Source organism: Clostridium sp. UBA1652, from assembly GCF_002320975.1.
In the GTDB taxonomy this organism is placed as follows: domain Bacteria; phylum Bacillota; class Clostridia; order Clostridiales; family Clostridiaceae; genus Clostridium_T; species Clostridium_T intestinale.
On record NZ_DCLI01000091.1, the window covers coordinates 19,315 to 35,883 of the forward strand.

General features: G+C 29.6%; 18 protein-coding genes. 14 read left to right on the plus strand and 4 right to left on the minus strand.

The genetic code is table 11. The annotated features are described in order from the left end of the window. Both B3N22_RS20270 and B3N22_RS20275 read right to left on the minus strand, forming a co-directional pair. Positions 1-1,983 (minus strand): TraB/GumN family protein, encoded by a 1,983-nt coding sequence (locus tag B3N22_RS20270; protein WP_286910023.1) that lies wholly within the window; start codon positions 1,981-1,983, stop codon positions 1-3. Positions 1,984-2,233: 250 nt separating this feature from the next. Next, positions 2,234-3,412, minus strand: coding sequence for an IS110 family RNA-guided transposase (locus B3N22_RS20275; RefSeq protein ID WP_286910025.1), 1,179 nt, complete (start codon positions 3,410-3,412; stop codon positions 2,234-2,236). Positions 3,413-3,772: 360 nt separating this feature from the next. On the opposite strand from B3N22_RS20275, the gene B3N22_RS20280 reads away from it, so the two are divergent. The 4 genes from B3N22_RS20280 to B3N22_RS20295 all read left to right on the plus strand — a co-directional run bounded on the left by B3N22_RS20280 (position 3,773) and on the right by B3N22_RS20295 (position 7,472). Continuing rightward, the gene (locus tag B3N22_RS20280; RefSeq protein ID WP_286910028.1) at positions 3,773-4,483 is read left to right on the plus strand and encodes an ABC transporter ATP-binding protein; all 711 of its coding nucleotides are present in this window, start codon (positions 3,773-3,775) and stop codon (positions 4,481-4,483) included. A 9-nt stretch (positions 4,484-4,492) separates the two neighbouring features. Then, positions 4,493-5,275 carry a hypothetical protein gene (locus tag B3N22_RS20285; RefSeq protein WP_286910031.1) on the plus strand — a complete coding sequence of 261 codons (783 nt, stop codon included), beginning with the start codon at positions 4,493-4,495 and terminating at the stop codon, positions 5,273-5,275. Positions 5,276-5,337: 62 nt separating this feature from the next. Then, complete coding sequence (locus B3N22_RS20290) at positions 5,338-6,021, plus strand: response regulator transcription factor (RefSeq protein ID WP_286910033.1); 684 nt, start codon at positions 5,338-5,340, stop codon at positions 6,019-6,021. Between the two features lie 2 nt (positions 6,022-6,023). Next, positions 6,024-7,472: a HAMP domain-containing sensor histidine kinase gene (locus B3N22_RS20295; protein WP_286910037.1), complete on the plus strand. Its 1,449-nt coding sequence runs from the start codon at positions 6,024-6,026 to the stop codon at positions 7,470-7,472. A 43-nt stretch (positions 7,473-7,515) separates the two neighbouring features. Here the strand turns inward: B3N22_RS20295 and B3N22_RS20300 are convergent, their stop codons facing one another. Continuing rightward, positions 7,516-7,923: a DUF3888 domain-containing protein gene (locus B3N22_RS20300; protein ID WP_286910041.1), complete on the minus strand. Its 408-nt coding sequence runs from the start codon at positions 7,921-7,923 to the stop codon at positions 7,516-7,518. Between the two features lie 90 nt (positions 7,924-8,013). Between B3N22_RS20300 and lpdD the strand changes: the two genes are divergently transcribed. From lpdD to fmt, 9 genes are all read left to right on the plus strand, one after another. Further along, complete coding sequence (gene lpdD, locus B3N22_RS20305) at positions 8,014-8,382, plus strand: prenylated flavin chaperone LpdD (RefSeq protein ID WP_286910044.1); 369 nt, start codon at positions 8,014-8,016, stop codon at positions 8,380-8,382. A gap of 11 nt (positions 8,383-8,393) precedes the next feature. After that, positions 8,394-8,969, plus strand: coding sequence for a UbiX family flavin prenyltransferase (locus tag B3N22_RS20310; protein WP_286910046.1), 576 nt, complete (start codon positions 8,394-8,396; stop codon positions 8,967-8,969). Continuing rightward, positions 8,969-9,382 carry a pyridoxamine 5'-phosphate oxidase family protein gene (locus tag B3N22_RS20315; RefSeq protein WP_286910048.1) on the plus strand — a complete coding sequence of 138 codons (414 nt, stop codon included), beginning with the start codon at positions 8,969-8,971 and terminating at the stop codon, positions 9,380-9,382. Before B3N22_RS20310 ends, B3N22_RS20315 begins: the two co-directional genes overlap by 1 nt. 157 nt (positions 9,383-9,539) lie before the next feature. After that, complete coding sequence (locus tag B3N22_RS20320; RefSeq protein WP_286910051.1) at positions 9,540-10,295, plus strand: class I SAM-dependent methyltransferase; 756 nt, start codon at positions 9,540-9,542, stop codon at positions 10,293-10,295. 52 nt (positions 10,296-10,347) lie between these two features. Continuing rightward, on the plus strand, positions 10,348-11,055 hold the full coding sequence (locus B3N22_RS20325) for an HAD family hydrolase (RefSeq protein WP_286910053.1): 708 nt from the start codon (positions 10,348-10,350) through the stop codon (positions 11,053-11,055). Positions 11,056-11,103: 48 nt separating this feature from the next. Next, positions 11,104-11,313: a hypothetical protein gene (locus B3N22_RS20330; RefSeq protein WP_286910054.1), complete on the plus strand. Its 210-nt coding sequence runs from the start codon at positions 11,104-11,106 to the stop codon at positions 11,311-11,313. A gap of 32 nt (positions 11,314-11,345) precedes the next feature. Further along, on the plus strand, positions 11,346-11,681 hold the full coding sequence (locus B3N22_RS20335) for an SdpI family protein (RefSeq protein WP_286910055.1): 336 nt from the start codon (positions 11,346-11,348) through the stop codon (positions 11,679-11,681). A 526-nt stretch (positions 11,682-12,207) separates the two neighbouring features. Beyond that, a complete protein-coding gene (cutA, locus tag B3N22_RS20340; RefSeq protein WP_286910058.1) occupies positions 12,208-12,540 on the plus strand; it encodes a divalent cation tolerance protein CutA in 333 nt (110 codons plus the stop codon). Positions 12,541-12,620: 80 nt separating this feature from the next. Continuing rightward, on the plus strand, positions 12,621-13,574 hold the full coding sequence (gene fmt, locus B3N22_RS20345) for a methionyl-tRNA formyltransferase (protein ID WP_286910060.1): 954 nt from the start codon (positions 12,621-12,623) through the stop codon (positions 13,572-13,574). A gap of 177 nt (positions 13,575-13,751) precedes the next feature. Here the strand turns inward: fmt and B3N22_RS20350 are convergent, their stop codons facing one another. Then, complete coding sequence (locus B3N22_RS20350) at positions 13,752-14,618, minus strand: LysR family transcriptional regulator (RefSeq protein ID WP_073017253.1); 867 nt, start codon at positions 14,616-14,618, stop codon at positions 13,752-13,754. Positions 14,619-14,820: 202 nt separating this feature from the next. Between B3N22_RS20350 and B3N22_RS20355 the strand changes: the two genes are divergently transcribed. Beyond that, positions 14,821-16,566: an ABC transporter ATP-binding protein gene (locus tag B3N22_RS20355; RefSeq protein ID WP_286910062.1), complete on the plus strand. Its 1,746-nt coding sequence runs from the start codon at positions 14,821-14,823 to the stop codon at positions 16,564-16,566. Positions 16,567-16,569: the final 3 nt, after the last annotated feature.

The following is a 16,569-nucleotide window of genomic DNA, read 5'->3' on the forward strand; positions in this document are numbered from 1 at the left end:
TTAGTTTATTTTTTCTAAGATATAACCTTTTTGTTCTAACTGTTTTAATATACTATCTTCCCCTTGAAGGTAGTTTGTAGATAAAACTATAAAGTAGTTTTTGTTTTCTTTAATATATCCATCTATTTTAGAAGCGTACTCGGATTTAAGTTTTGAATATAGATTTTGGTTATAGTTATTTACTAAGGTATTAAGTTTAGTAAAGTTTTCTTTTTCAGATGCTGGAACTATATACTGCTCATCATAAGATTTTTCTATAGCTTCTAAGTCACTTTTTTTCCAAGCTTCTAAACGATCTAAACTCTTTTTTGTGGAATCCTCATTATAGTATTTAAGAAGTTTAAGTGATGCATCCCCTACTTCATCAGGAGGATTTGCTAAATCATCATAAAGCTTATACACATCACCAATTGAAACCACTGGTTTATCAGTTTTTCTAGCACTATATAAGAAATAGACATCAGGAATATAAGCTTGATCAACCTTAGCTTGAGCTAAATATACAGAAATACAATTTTGTGCTAAATATGAAGCTTTGTATTGTTTAACTTTATCATAATCAGCTTTAAAGTAAGAGACTTTTTCTTTATAAATATCAATTGCATCAGAAGAAACATGATTTTCTACATTATCACCTTTCTCATAGAGAAGTTGACTATTGATTTTAGCACCATCAATTTTATCAAGTTCTACTTCAATTGCCAAAGCTTCAGAAGATTTGAAAGCTTCTTCAACCTTTGGAGCTAATGGATATAAGCTTTTATCACCAACATCTAAAGAACCATATAAGTAAAGGGTAGTAGTACCAGATGATATTTTCCACATAGGCCCAACTATGTTTGATGATGGTGCATTTTCATCAAGTTTTAAATCTATTGATGGACTTATTCCATTGGAACTTGTTGCTGTTGATGGGCCTTTTGATGATACAAGTCCTATGATTAATGCAATAACCAACAAACTAGCCATTAATCTAATTTCTTTTTTCTTATTTAAGGTGTAGAATGGAGATTTTTTTCTAACTATAAAATAAGAAAGAGGTACAACAACTAAGGTTACCATGATGAAAACCAAGAAAGAATTAGCTGCAATCTTAGGAAGAAGCCCATAAACAAGAAATTGAATCAGTTCATGAAGACAATATATCCAAAGGCTCAGGTCTCTTAATAGTTTGGCTTTTCTATCAGATAATATTTTCTTAGATCTTAAAGATAACAAAAATATACAAGAAACTAAAAAAATAAGAGAAATGTACATGTTGTTGTCTCTTGATATGTTGTTTGATATAAGTACATAGGCCTCAGAAGCAAATATCACAGCAAAAAGTAATGTTAATGATTTAAGATGTTTAAGTTTGCTTCTCATATCATGTTTGTTGATTAAAACTCCTAGGGTTAAAAAAGGTAATCCAAAACAAAGCCCATTTCTTGTATAAACAAAAACAGCAGAATACATTTCTACTAGCTTTTCTAAAGGAGTTCCTACTACTAATCCATAATATGAATCACCTATAAGACCTAGTGAATATAAAACTAAACTTACTATTATTAAAGACTTAATCCAGTTTTTCTTTAAAAATAAGTACAAAACACTTATTGAGAATATCAATGCAGGGAAAAACCAAAGACTTGGAGATACCCCATTAAATAAAAGATTTTTAACTAAATCTAAAATGTTTGAGTTTCTGCTTTTTATAAAGGTAAATAAAATCACGGTATAAACAACTGTAGAAATTAAATAATATTTTAATATTCTTATAATATACGCTTTTAAATATCCTTCATGATTAAACCTCTCATAAAAGAAGTAACCAGAAGCTATGAAGAAAAATGGCACAGCTATTCTTGCGATTCCTAAACTTAAAACCTTTCCTGGAACATCTCCAAAGGAATATAAGGCTGAGGTGTGAATTGATATAACTAAAATTGCACAAACAAACCTCATTACATCTACTTGATAATATCTTTCTTTAACATTTTCCATAAAATTAACTCCCCCTTCTATTATATATACTGTTACAAATAGAAAAATCTATCAATTTTATCTTGAAAAATGAGAAAGAATTGTAATGACGCTGAGAAAGAGAAGGAATTTAATGGAGCTTAGAAGCGCTCCTACAGGATAAAGACTAACTATATGGAGTCAATACTAAATTCAAAAAAATTTTAATTAAAATTATTATAAAAAACTGCATGACAAATAAAGCAACGATGTTGCTATTAAAATTAAATGATTATATTTGTGGAGTAAAAGTAGTATTAGTTGTTAAAAGGTAGAAAATAACACGTATAAGCTTTTTTGCTACATGGCTCATAGCAATATAATAGTGTTTACCTTCACATTGTTTCTTTGCAAGATAGTTTGAAAAGGTTAAATCTCGCATAGAAACCGTTCGAGATGCCATGAGTATAGCCCATCGTAAGTAGGCGGAGCCACGTTTCACCATAGGTGTATATGTAGCAGTATACTTTCCAGATTGGTATGTTGATGGATCAAGTCCTGCAAAAGCTAAAAGCTTTGATGGATTCGTAAATCTGTGTACATCTCCAATTTCTGAAAGAATTATTGAAGCTAAGTTATAAGAAATGCCTGGAATACTCATTATTGGTGAATCTATTTCTATCATTAATTCTTTTATCTGTTCATCTAAAAGAACTATCTCAGTTTGAACAGATTTAATTAATCTAATGGTTTGTTGAAGTTCAAGAGATAAAGACTTAGTGCTAGTTCCAATGGAACTACTAGCAGCCTTTCTTATTTCATCAGCTTTCTCTCTGCCATATCTACCTTTAGTTGCTTTATACAAAAGATTGGTTAGCTTAGTTAAATGGCAATTAGAGATTTCCTTCGGGTTCGGAAACTCCGATAGGAGAGCGTAAACAGATGGTTGATGAATTGACCAAACGTAAGTTGCGAGCTCTGGAAAAATTATATCTAGAAGTCTAGTTATTGATATCTTAAGTTTAGATCTATAACCAACTAATCTATAATGATGTCTAGTTAGTGACTTTAATTCTTGAATTTGATATGATACAGGTGAATAGGATTTTGTATCATCAGAAAAAAGCATTTTAGCAATAACTAGAGCATCTGTTTTATCGGTCTTAGTTTTCCTAAGGGTTTGAGCCTTACGGAAAAGGTTTGTAGCTAAAGGATTCAAAACAGATAGGTGGAATCCTTTAGCATATAAATAGTTTTGGATGTTAGTGCTATAATGACCTGTTGATTCAAGTCCTATTTTTACATTAGATATGGTTTTATTAGGTAGAAAAGAAAGAATTGAAGTATAAAGTATTTCAAAACCTTGACGAGTATTTGGTATTCGTAAAGAATCTTTAAGAACAGTTCCATTTGAATCAACTATACAGCAATCATGCTTATCTTTGGCTACATCAATGCCAACATAAATCATAATATCAGCTCCTTTTTAAATTAGAACGCTATGCTCCACGTGCTTTATGCTGAATGTATCCTTGCTCTATATAAAACGTCATGCGTTATCTAACTAATTAACAAATAAGCATAAAGCTGTGGTTATAGCCTTAATTAAATAGTCTAGCTATAGGTGCAACATAAACTAATCCACAGCGTCTTATCTTAAGTATAGAAAAAAACTTGTAAAAATATAATTAATTTTTACTATGACTCCATTATACAAGGTGTACAAATTCCAAACTGAAATGTCATTTTAAGGTTAGGTTAAGGTTATTCATGTTTCTAGGAAAGCTTTAGAAATTATGATTGAGATATGAAATGAGAAAGGTGGATGTTTATGAAAGATATTATTTTAGAAGTTAAACATTTAAAAAAGGGGTACAAGGGAACAGAAGTATTAAAAGATATCAGTTTTGAAATGAAAAAAGGAAGTATAATGGGCCTTCTTGGAAGAAATGGAGCAGGTAAAACAACATTACTTAAATGCATCTTGGGCCTAAATGCTCTATATGAGGGTGAGATAGTATTTATGAACCATCAAATTAACCATGAAGATGAGGGGGTAAAAAAGAAAATAGGTTCTTTAGTTGATGTAACATTTTTTGGAGACTTAACTGCCTATGATAATTTAAAACTTTCCATGATGATAACTAAGGATTTTTCTATGAAAAATATCAAAAATAAGATAGAAGAACTTTTAGCTCTTGTTGATTTATCTAAGGATAAAAATAAGAAGGTTAAGAATTTTTCCTTTGGAATGAAGCAAAGACTTGCCTTAGCTCAGGCTTTTATAGCTGAACCAGAGCTTTTGATTTTAGATGAACCTTTTGTTGGACTAGATCCTGCTGGAATATGTGATATGAAAGATTTTCTGAAAAACATCATAAAAGAAAAGAAAACATCGATTATCTTTTCAAGTCATCAGTTAGATGAGGTTGAAGATTTAGCAGAGGATATCATAGTTTTAAAAGATGGATATATAAACTATGATGACAGCTATGAAAACATCAAAAACAACAATATATCATTATTAGATTTAATAAGGTAGGTGGAAGTTATGAGAATATTTGAAGTATATAAAATGGAAATGTATAAGATGTTTAAGAGAAAAAATAGTTTAATTTTAGTTATTCCTTCTTTGTTAGCTCTTCTTATAATACTTGGCTATAAAAGTGGGGCAGTTAAGATAACAAGTGAAGAAGCTTTAGTAACTGCATATTCATGTTTAGACTTTTTTGGAGTGATTTGGAGTTTCCTATCAGGCCTTGGTATTATAGGAATCCTTATTATCTTGTTATCATCATTTCAGTTTTCAGGAGAGGTTCATGAAGGACAGATTAAGATGATGGTTTTAAGAGTTGGAAAAAGAGAAAAAATCATTTTTGGGAAACTACTTTCCATGATTACTATGATAGTTATATCAATAGGTTTGCTTTTATTAGTTTCAACAGCTGGTTATTATATGTTTATATCAAGTTCTGACTTAGGCACAGGAACTTTTCTTGGTACAATGTCAGAAAAAGTTTTGATATTTTCCATTCTTAGTACAGTTATAACATCTATATTTTTAGTTACTATAACCTATGTAATAGGAGTGAATATGAACATGTTTATGACCTTTATCATTACCTTAGTTGTGATGTATGTAGGCAAATATCTTTCTGGATTAGAAAATTTAAAGTTTATGAAATACACTTCATTTTTTAGTGAAAGGCTTGATTTCTTGTTTAATGATTTTACTAATACCTTATTTATTAAAGGATTTTTAGGTTCATTTTTACTGATAGCTTTCATAGTACTTTTAGGAATAATGAGATTCAAAAAAGTTGATATAAGATGATTTAATAGCTGTACAATGATATCATATTAATAGGTTAGATTTGACAAGAGGTGATAAATTTGATGTACAGTGTATTACTTGCAGATGATGAAAAAGAGATAATGGACTTCTTAAGTTTATATTTAGAAAAGGATGGTTTTAAGGTTTATACCTCTAAAGATGGACATGAAGCATGGGAAACTCTTGAAAAAGAAAAGATAGATTTAGCAATCATTGATATAATGATGCCTCGCATAAATGGATATGAGTTAATCAAGAAAATAAGAAATAAGAGCAATATGCCTATAATGATTTTATCAGCTAAAGGAGAAAGTTCAGATAAAGTGTTGGGCCTTGGAATAGGTGCAGATGATTATATAACTAAACCTTTTGATCCTTTAGAAGTAGTGGCTAGAGTGCAGGCTAATATAAGAAGATATTATAATTTAGGCTCTGGAGAAACTAATAGAAATTTAAATGTCAGAGATTTAACTCTTGATACTTCACAGTGTATTCTTTTTAAAAATGATAAGCTCATTGAACTAACTTCCATAGAGTTTAAAATACTAAAACTATTTATGGAAAGCCCAGGTAGAGTTTTCACTAAAAAGCAGATATATGAAGCTGCTTGGGAAGATTCCTATATTGTAGATGATAACAACATCATGGTTTATATAAGCAAAATAAGAGAAAAACTAGGAGAAAGAGAGGGAGAAGCATATATTAAAACTATAAGAGGTTTAGGGTATAAAATGATGCTTCCTTAAGTATGAAAAAGAAAACCATAAGTCAGTTTGTAATTAAAAAATACTTTATATTCTCCTTTAGGCTCTTATTAGGAGTTTTGATTTTATATGCTCTTATAAGTCTAATTAGTAAAAACTCTATAGATAATCTTTTAGATGGAATTAGTGCAGAAAAATTAGTGAAAGTTGACTATGAAAATATTGATACAAGTTCATTAGAAAACTTAGATGGATGGATAGAAATATTAGATGATAATAATGATGTGATATACAGAAAAGGAAAGGTGCAAGAAGAGGTACATCACTACACTCAAGGAGAGTTATTAAAATTATCATCTATAGAGAGGGTAACAGAAAGCCAACCCTACAAAATAGCTGGGGTAATTGAAATAGGTATAAAAAAAGATAAACAGGAATATTATGCTTCAGCTTCAGTATTTGAAAAGGTTGGAAAAGATTATACTTGTCTTGTTAAAATTCCAGTTGAAAAACTAAGAATAAAGTATACAATCATTAACCCAGGAGGGGAAACAAAATATGATATACTAAAATTAACTTTGTTTTTTCTCTTTGGAGTGGTTGTTGTGTTTTTGATGGGCCTAATTAGTTACAGCAAAAGTATACAAAAACATGTAGCAAAACCTAACAAGGACTTAGTTGATGGGCTTGAGAAAATAACATCAGGAGACTATTCAAATAGATTAACCCTTAATGGGGAATATGAGTATAAAGAAATTGAAGAAGCCTTTAATTTCATGGTTTATGAATTAGAAAAAGTAAAAAAAGAAAGAGAAAACCTTGAAAAAGAAAGACAACAACTATTTAGCAGCATAGCTCATGATTTAAGAACCCCGATAACAACAATCAAAGGTTATACTAGGGCCCTTCTTGATAACTTGATAGACAGTCATGAAAAACAAGAAGAATATCTAAATACTATTTTTAGAAAAGCTGATAACATGAGTGAACTTATAGATTTACTTATGGTTTATACTAAGATGTCCAACGAAGAATATAAGTTAAACTTAGAAAAAGTAGACTTCAAAGAATTTATATTGGAAATAGCTGCTGAATATTTTAATGAGTTTGAGAAAAGTAAAATGTACATTGATATAATAACAGATGAAAATGATATAACGTGTGTGATTGATAAGCTTGAAATGAGAAGAGTTGTAGTAAACTTATTAATAAATGTTATAAAGCATAACAAGGAAGGTACATCAGTTAAGATAGTTATAAAACAAGAAAATAAGAAAACCATTTTTGAGGTTCATGATAATGGTGGGCCCATCAAACATGAAATAATTGATAGGATATTTGATCCATTTGTATCTGGCGATGAATCAAGAACAAGTAAAAATGGAAATGGGCTTGGACTTAGTATATGTAAGAAGATAGTCGAGAAACATGGAGGGTCCATCAAGTTAATTATGATAGATGATAGTTGGAAGTGTTTTAGGGTTGAGATTTAAGTGATAAGATAGGCCTACAATTGATCTAAGTTATACATGAAGTTTAGCCAGTAGGTAGCTTTTCTTCTTCATGTTTGAAATCTATAACCTTAGTTCCTAGTGGGCTAGTTTGAATTTTAATAGTATCTATTCCATACGGTGGGTTCAGAGGGCCATAATACGTATTAACTTGTACAGTTATAATAAAATTAAATATTTGAGGATCTGGGTGAGTTATTGATAATTTAGACTCTGATAATATAAAGCTAGGAACATTTTCACCATAGTATTTTTCTATGGAGTCAGTAATATAAGGATATATTAGTGAGCGGATAGTATTATTACTTAAATCAGAATCCTCTTTAATACTTGATAAACCATTTAAAACTTCAGATTTTGCTTTTGAATATGGAACTTGAATAAATATAAATAAAGAAATTACAAAACAAATGAGATTTCTAGATATTTTCATTATGAAATCACCTCCATAAACATTAATATTGCATAGTTCAAATAAATTATTCAGATATTATTTGTGAACTAGAAAGGATGAACTTATTATATGAAAGAATTAAACATTGAAAAAGGAAGGGTAAAACTAAATCTAAAAGCCATAGAAATAGGAGAAGATTTATGTATAATCATATCAGGTGGTGATAGACCCCACATTGGTTGTGTAACCTTAAGTGTACCAAGAAACAGTTTAGAAGATGAAAATGTAATAAGTTCAACAACTTCAGTACTTAATATGACAGGCCATAAGGATGATGAAGCAGCAAGATATGTGGCCCATGAACTTTGTTCAAAGCTTAACAAAAATGTAGTTATAACCTGTGGAATTCATATTGATAACATTACAAAAGAAGAGATACATGTTACTATAGATTTATTAAAAGAACTAACAAAACAATTGATAAAAATGATTCAGTAAGGATGAAAACAATGGATAATAGAAAAAAAAGATTAGTAGTAGGAATGAGTGGAGCTAGTGGTGCAATACTTGGTATAGAACTTTTAAAGATTTTAAAAGAAAATCCAGAATGGGAAAGCCATCTTGTTATATCAAGAGGAGCAGAAGAAACCATATTACAAGAAACTACATATAAGGTTGGAGAAGTAGGGGCACTTGCAGACAAGGTATATTCAATAAAAGATATTGGAGCAAGCATAGCAAGCGGAACTTTTAAAACAGAAGGAATGATAATACTTCCATGCAGCATGAAAACTCTTGCTGGAGTTGCATCAGGATATTCAGATAATCTACTTCTTAGAGCGGCAGACGTAACAATAAAAGAAAAAAGAAAACTTATATTAGCAGCTAGAGAAACCCCACTTAGCACAATACACCTAAGAAATATGCTGACGTTATCAGAATTAGGAGCCTACATAATTCCACCAATGGTTACTTATTATAATAAACCAGAAAGCATAGAAGATATGAACCATCATATTGTAGCTAAGATTTTAGATAAATTTGATATTGAGGTTGATGGGTTTAAGAGATGGGGAGAAGAATAGTGGTAGAAAGAGAAATGTATGAAAAAGCAGTTAACTTGTTAAACAAAAGTAATACACTTGCATTATCAATGGTAGACGAAGATGGTTATCCTAAAATTTACCCAATGGAGAAGGTAGTTTCAGTAAACTTAGATAAGGTTATTTTTATTACTAAGAAAGACTCCAATAAAGTAAAATTACTAAATATAAGTAATAAATGCTGTATAGAAGTTCATACAGAAGATGATATGGTTTTACTTAAGGGAAATATGGAGATTCATGAAAGTGAGTATATAAAGAAAAAAAGTCTACCTAATGATTATATAAAAAGATTGGAACGTAGTGGAAGTGAAAGGTATTGTGTGTTAATTTTTAAAACTTTTCAGATTGATTTATATATAGATGGGGATAGGTGTACTTCTGTTATAGAATAGATACAAAAATATAGATTAAGGGAGCTTCATTTAGAAGTTCCCTTATAATATTATGAGGTAAATTATGGTATAATAAGAAATAACCTACTAAGGGTTAATGAACAATAAATAGGAAGAAATTATAGAGGAAAATAGTAATTTAGGGGATGGAGAAAAAATGGATTTTAGAAATACATTTGACCGAATACCAGAAACATTTGATAAATATAGACCACGATATTGTGATGAACTATTAGCAGAAATTATAACCGCTGCTGATTTGAATTTAAGAAAAGATGTACTTGAAATTGGACCAGGGACAGGACAAGCAACAGAGCCTATTTTAAAAACTGGCTGTAGTTATAAGGCTATTGAACTCGGGGAGAACTTCACAGAATTTATGAAAAGCAGATATGGGACTTATAGTAATTTTGATATTGTAAATGCTGATTTTGAAACATACGACTTTGGAAAGCAAAAATTTGATTTAATATATTCAGCAGCTACAATTCAATGGATGCCTGAAGAAATAGCATTCTCAAAAGTCTACAATATTCTAAAACCTGGTGGCATTCTTGCAATGTTTATGACACGTTCAGATGAGAAAAGTGAAAATGAAGAGCTATACAATAGAATAGATGAGGTTTATAAAGAACATTTTTCTGTTAAGCAGAAATATAATCGTAAAATGCAATATAGCAATGTTGTGAATTATGGATTTGTTAATTATAAATATAAAGAATGGAATAAGGTAAGGACACTTAATGCTGATGAATATATTTCATATATTAGTACACATTGCGAACATATAACTTTACAAGAGCCATATAAGTCTAAATTTTATGCGGCAGTAAGAAAGGCAATTATGGATTTTGGCAATAAAATTATTATTAAAGATACTATTCCATTATATCTTGCTCAAAAACCACTATAAAATCTAATTTAAGAATTAAGTAATTGTAAATAGTGATTTGTGGAGGGGGATTATGACAAAAGTTAAAGTCATTGTCTTTGATTTATTTGAGACATTGCTTCATGACATTAAATTTGATTTTAATTCGGGTTTATCTTATCTACATGAAAATATCTTATCAAAGGATACTGATAAAGTTGGATTGCTAGATTATGCAGCTACATATTGGAAAGAACTTTATGATAAAAGAAACGAGGATAATTCAGAAGTAGCATTTGAAGATGAACTTTTAGATTTTAAAAACAAATATGGTTTTAAGGTTAATTATCCATTAGAAGAAATTTTATTTAATTGTGCACTTGAAATAAATACTACTGAATTGTTTAATGACACAATTTATACTTTAGAGCAACTTAAGTTATTAGGAATTCCAGTTTATTTATTGAGTAACTCCATATTTAAAAAGAATGTGATGAGAAAATTCATTAATCAGTATGATTTAGAAAAATATTTTGTTAATATACATTTTAGTGCTGACTATAAGATAAGGAAACCGCATAAAGATTTATTTAAAATTGTATTTGATGATATTAAAAGGTATGAGACTAAAATAGAAATAAAACAAGTTTATTTCATTGGAGATAACTTTGAAGCCGATGTTCTAGGGGCTGAAAATTTTGGATTTACGCCAATTTTTATAAACCGTAAACATGATAATGATATTAATAACAAAAATTTTATTGAGATTAAGTCGCTAAGTGAATTGTTAGAAGTAATTTGATAAATTATAATTTGTACAAATAAAGTAACATAAATTTATCTTCAACCTATGACTCCAATATTATCAGAAAGGTTTGCAAGTTTAGTCTCCGAAGAAAATGTAACTTTAGATGTTAATAGAACTATATTAAAAGAGGGGAGTGTTGATATATCAGGTGAGATAATATTTAAAGCAAAAGGGCTTAGCAAAGAGGCAATAGTTGATTTACAGCCATTTATTGAAAAGGTTAAAATTACTGAAGAAAGAATAATAAAATAGTATGAATATAGGAGTTTAAATGGGGGTGCCAAATGATATTAATAGAGATTGGTTTGCTATTTGCATTATTGGGGGGCGTGTTTTTTAAATTATTTCCACCAAAAAACATCAATAGTATTTATGGTTGGCGTTCAAGGTTATCGATGCGAAATAAGGACACATGGGAAGAAGCCCAAAAGTATGGAAGCAATGCATTTATAGTAGGAGGAATAATTTTAGCATTGATCGGAGTTATTATTCAATTTACTTTGCCTAAATTAGTTGAATCAATAAAAATAATACTTGTAATTTTAGGAACATCAGCAATTATACTTGCTGGAGAAGTACATTTAAGAAAGATCTTTAACAAAGATGGAAGTAAAAAATAATTGCAGAATAGCCCATAGCTTAGTAAAGAATGTTTCATCATCAATTACAATATTCTTGCTTTTCTAAAATTTAATTTGTAGAGTTGTAGCAATATACCTTTAGAGTCAGCTAAGTCTAATCTTCTCGTAAAAAAGCATTATAGGTGGATAACCCTACCTATAATGCTTTTTTGAAATTTAAAGTATAGGAAAACACTTGGCTTAATATTTTGAAAATTATGGTATAATAAGAAGGGTATTACTACAATTTAAACAATAATAGTAATATAACATAGTTTAAAGGGATAAATCTTATCATTGGAAGTCATACTTTCACAGAAATTTTTGCCATTGAAAGTTTAGCATTAAAGTTGGCTGAGAATATAAAAGAACTTGAAGTAGTGAGACTTAGTGAAGGGCATTATTAAGATAATGGGAAACCAATATATGTACAATAAGAATTATACAGAGTTCGAAAGTAATAATTGAATTGAACCAGTAATTAATTATAGAAGTTTAGGCTTTAAAAGGAAGGATATAATACAGTATGGAATTTAAAGATGTAAAAATAGAAATATATATCCCGGAAGAATATGTAATAACATTACGTGATGAACTTAATAAAGTTAATGTATGTACCATCGGAGCTTATGATAATGTTGTTTCAATAACAAATGTACGAGGTTATTGGAGACCATTAGAAGGTTCAAATCCCTTCAATGGTGAAGCTGGGAAGATATGCGAAGGTACGGAATGTAAAATGGAAATAAGGTGTAAAAGAGAATATTGTAAGAATGCAATTAAGATTATTAGAGAAATTCACCCTTATGAAGAACCATTGATAAATATCATTCCAATTATAAATGAATTATTTGAGTAAATACCAAGGATGAAATGAGAGGATTCTTAATATTGGTTTAAATTCAATATGTTTTGTAGTATCAAAGGGAGGTATCAATTATGAAAATAGTTTTTATGGGGACTCCTGACTTTGCAGTTCCTTCATTGAAGAAAATGATAGAGAAATATAATGTAAGTGCGATTGTAACTCAACCTGATAAACCAAGTGGAAGAGGAAAAAAGGTAGCAATTTCACCAATCAAAGAGGTGGGACTATCGAATGGAATTCCAATTTTTCAACCCGATAAAATAAAAACAGACTCTGTAATTATTGATAAATTAAAAGAAATAAAACCTGATTTTATTATTGTTGTAGCATATGGTCAAATAATAACTCAGCAGATAATTGATATACCAAGACTCGGATGTATTAATCTACATGCATCTCTCCTTCCAAAGTATAGGGGATCATCACCAATAAATTGGAGTTTAATAAATGGGGAAATAAGAACTGGAAATACAACTATACTAATGGATACGGGTATAGATACTGGAGATATGCTTATGAGAAGTGAATTTGACATATCTGAATCTATGACAGCAGGAGAATTGTACGAATTATTAAAAATAAACGGTGCTGAACTGTTAGTGGAAACAATAGATGGAATCATCATAGGTAAAATTTGTGGGATAAAACAACAGCGTGATGGAGGCTCTTATGTACAGATGTTAAACAAGCAAATGGCAAAGATTAATTGGAATGACAGCAGTATTAACATACATAATTTAATAAGAGGATTGAGTTCTTGGCCATATAAAAATATAAACTCATGGCCAACTGCCTATACTTATTATAAAGATATTCCAATTAAAATATTTAAATCTAAATCAGTAGAGTCAAGTATTACTAAACCACCTGGTTATATCATGGATGCAAATAATGAAGGAATTACAGTCGCCACCAATAACGGTATTCTGATTATAGAAATATTACAGCTTCCAGGGGGAAAACCTCTTGAGGTAAAAGAATTTTTAAAAGGAAATAAAATAGAAAAAGGCATTGTATTATCATAATCATAATTAATTATGATTATTGATTCGTAATTTTCTCATATTAAGTATTATAGGTGGGTAATCCCACCTGTTTTTTTACTATATTTAATCCTACATTAAAACTTTCACCAAGAATATAAACTTTATATATATAATTTATATGAAAATATAATTAGATATACAATTATTATATACAAATCACTCCTGAAATAATTCAATAAACCTTTCTGCAAGTGGAGATAAGGAGGAGTTTTTTAGCCAAGTAACTGCAATTCTTGTATGCATTTTATCGTGAAGTATATCTTTAACTATAAGTTCGGAACAATCCATAGTTAAAAGAGCTGATCTTGGAACTATTCCTATACCAAACCCTTCTTTAGCCCAATTTAGTGTAGTTCTTGCATCATCATTTTTGCAGCAGATAAAGGGTTTTATTTCAAACTCTTTAAAAACATCATAAATAAGTTCTTCAAATCTTCTGTAGATTATCAGAGGCTTGTCTTTAAGTTCTTCAATAGTTATAACATTTTGAGCTTCTCCACATATAAATTTCTCTTTCATAACAGCAACCATAGGTTCTAATGAAGCATAACGGCACTCTAGCATGTTGTGTTTAAAGGGAGTTCTTATTATTCCAAGCTCAATAATACGTTTTTCTAGCATTTCTATAACAGAAAAAGTATTTCCCTCATAAATTTCAAAACGGACATCTGGATAATGTTCAGTAAATTCAAGCATATTAAAATTAGGAATTATACCTCCAGAGGAAGATATTGCACCTATAGATAACACACCAGATAACCCTTTCCCACAGTTCTCAACCTCACGTTTAGTTATGGCAGCAATATCAAGTAATTGTTCTGCACGTTTGTAGAGGAGTCTACCAGCGTCAGTTAATTCAATGTTTCTAGGGCCACGTTTTACTAAAGTTACACCTAGTTCTTGTTCCAAAAGATTCAGCTGATAACTTAGGGGAGGTTGAGCTATATGTAGTTTTTTTGCAGCTGCTGTAATCTGCCTTTCTTCAGCAATAGTTAAAAAATATTTTAGTTGTTTTAAATCCATATAATCACCCTAAATTAAGTATACCATATTATTTTTGTATGGATCATAGCTAAAATAAGTATTTTTTATATATATGAAAAAACTGTATACTATATTTTAGTAGATAAAAATTAAATTTGATTATCCTTAAAAATTAGAATAGAACGCTAACTTTTTTGTAAAAATCTATTTATACATGTTTAATATTATTAGGAGTGGTGAGATGAGGAAATTATTAATTCATTTAAAAGATTATAAAAAAGAATCTATATTAGCACCTTTATTTAAGATGTTAGAAGCTGCTTTTGAATTATTTATTCCAATAGTTATGAAATCAATCATAGATGTTGGTATTAAAAATGGAGATAAGATGTATATCTTTAAGATGTGCACCATTATGATAGCTCTTGGAATAATAGGATTAGTTTGTTCAATTACAGCACAATATTATTCAGCTAAAGCCGCAGTTGGTTTTTCAACAATTTTAAGACAAAGATTGTTTGATCATATTCAAGCTTTAGGTTTTTCAGAGATGGATAAGTTAGGTACATCAACAATGATTACTAGAATGACAAGTGATATAAACCAGATTCAAGCTGGGGTAAATATGGTACTAAGGTTATTTATGCGTTCGCCATTTATAGTTATAGGTGCAATGATAATGGCCTTTACAATTGATGTTCAATCAGCACTAATATTTCTTATATCAATACCTGTTCTTTCAATAATTGTTTTTGGCGTAATGTTTGTAAGTATACCTCTTTATAAAAAGGTTCAGATAGCTCTTGATACTGTATTAAAAAATACAAGAGAAAATCTTATTGGAGCTCGTGTAATACGCGCTTTTCATAAAGAAGAGGAAGAAATAGAAACTTTTAAGAAAAATAATGAGATTTTAAAGAAGTTACAGCTTTTTGTAGGTAGAATTCTTGCATTCATGAATCCAGTAACATACATCATTGTAAATGCAGCTATTGTAGGGATTTTATATACAGGAGCTATAAGAGTTAACAGCGGTGCTTTAACAACAGGAGCGGTAATAGCACTTGTAAGTTATATGTCTCAAATATTGATTGAGCTTATTAAATTAGCAAATTTAATCATTTCAGTGACTAAAGCCTTTGCATGTGGAAACCGCGTACAGTCAATTTTTGAAATTCATCCTAAGATTAATAAGGAAGATAACAAGGTAATTAATATAGAAGAAAAAAATACTAATGGTACATTTATTGAATTTCGAAATGTTGCATTAAAATATCATAATGAAGGAGAAAATGCCTTATCTGAAGTTAATCTTAAAGTTGAAAAGGGAGAAACCATTGGAATTATAGGTGGAACTGGTTCAGGAAAATCTTCTTTCGTAAGCTTACTTCCAAGATTTTATGATGCTACTGAAGGGGAACTTCTTATAGATGGAGTAAATGTCAAAGACTATAATATAGAAGATTTAAGAAGAAAAATAGGGATAGTAATGCAAAAAGCTATACTATTTAAAGGTACTATAAAAGAAAATCTTTATTGTGGTAAAAAGAATGCCTCTAATGAGGATATAGAGGAAGCTTTAGAGATTTCACAATCAAAAGAGTTTGTTTTGAAAAAAGATAAGGGAATAGATAGCTTTATTGAACAAGGCGGAAAAAACTTATCTGGTGGACAAAAGCAAAGACTTACAATAGCTAGAGCATTAGTTAGAAAACCAGAGATTTTAATATTAGATGATAGTGCATCTGCTTTAGATTTTGCAACAGATGCTAAGTTAAGAGCTGCTATAAGAAAAATGAAAAGTAAGCCAACAGTGTTTATTGTATCTCAAAGAACTTCTGCCATTGAACATGCAAATAAGATAGTTGTGTTAGATGAAGGAAAAGTAGTAGGTATTGGAACACATCAAGAATTACTAGAAACTTGCCAAGTATATCAAGAAATATATTATTCACAGTATTCTAAAGCAGAAAGTGGAAGAGGGTGAAAA

Bases quoted from the DNA above. Each gene is read 5' to 3' on its own strand.
- B3N22_RS20325 (WP_286910053.1), top strand. From the start codon at position 10,348: ATGACAAAAGTTAAAGTCATTGTCTTTGATTTATTTGAGACATTGCTT.
- lpdD (WP_286910044.1), top strand. From the start codon at position 8,014: ATGAAAGAATTAAACATTGAAAAAGGAAGGGTAAAACTAAATCTAAAA.
- cutA (WP_286910058.1), top strand. From the start codon at position 12,208: ATGGAATTTAAAGATGTAAAAATAGAAATATATATCCCGGAAGAATAT.
- B3N22_RS20270 (WP_286910023.1), bottom strand. From the start codon at position 1,983: ATGGAAAATGTTAAAGAAAGATATTATCAAGTAGATGTAATGAGGTTT.
- B3N22_RS20320 (WP_286910051.1), top strand. From the start codon at position 9,540: ATGGATTTTAGAAATACATTTGACCGAATACCAGAAACATTTGATAAA.
- B3N22_RS20335 (WP_286910055.1), top strand. From the start codon at position 11,346: ATGATATTAATAGAGATTGGTTTGCTATTTGCATTATTGGGGGGCGTG.
- B3N22_RS20295 (WP_286910037.1), top strand. From the start codon at position 6,024: ATGAAAAAGAAAACCATAAGTCAGTTTGTAATTAAAAAATACTTTATA.
- B3N22_RS20350 (WP_073017253.1), bottom strand. From the start codon at position 14,618: ATGGATTTAAAACAACTAAAATATTTTTTAACTATTGCTGAAGAAAGG.
- B3N22_RS20300 (WP_286910041.1), bottom strand. From the start codon at position 7,923: ATGAAAATATCTAGAAATCTCATTTGTTTTGTAATTTCTTTATTTATA.
- B3N22_RS20290 (WP_286910033.1), top strand. From the start codon at position 5,338: ATGTACAGTGTATTACTTGCAGATGATGAAAAAGAGATAATGGACTTC.
- fmt (WP_286910060.1), top strand. From the start codon at position 12,621: ATGAAAATAGTTTTTATGGGGACTCCTGACTTTGCAGTTCCTTCATTG.
- B3N22_RS20280 (WP_286910028.1), top strand. From the start codon at position 3,773: ATGAAAGATATTATTTTAGAAGTTAAACATTTAAAAAAGGGGTACAAG.
- B3N22_RS20310 (WP_286910046.1), top strand. From the start codon at position 8,394: ATGGATAATAGAAAAAAAAGATTAGTAGTAGGAATGAGTGGAGCTAGT.
- B3N22_RS20330 (WP_286910054.1), top strand. From the start codon at position 11,104: ATGACTCCAATATTATCAGAAAGGTTTGCAAGTTTAGTCTCCGAAGAA.
- B3N22_RS20275 (WP_286910025.1), bottom strand. From the start codon at position 3,412: ATGATTTATGTTGGCATTGATGTAGCCAAAGATAAGCATGATTGCTGT.
- B3N22_RS20355 (WP_286910062.1), top strand. From the start codon at position 14,821: ATGAGGAAATTATTAATTCATTTAAAAGATTATAAAAAAGAATCTATA.
- B3N22_RS20285 (WP_286910031.1), top strand. From the start codon at position 4,493: ATGAGAATATTTGAAGTATATAAAATGGAAATGTATAAGATGTTTAAG.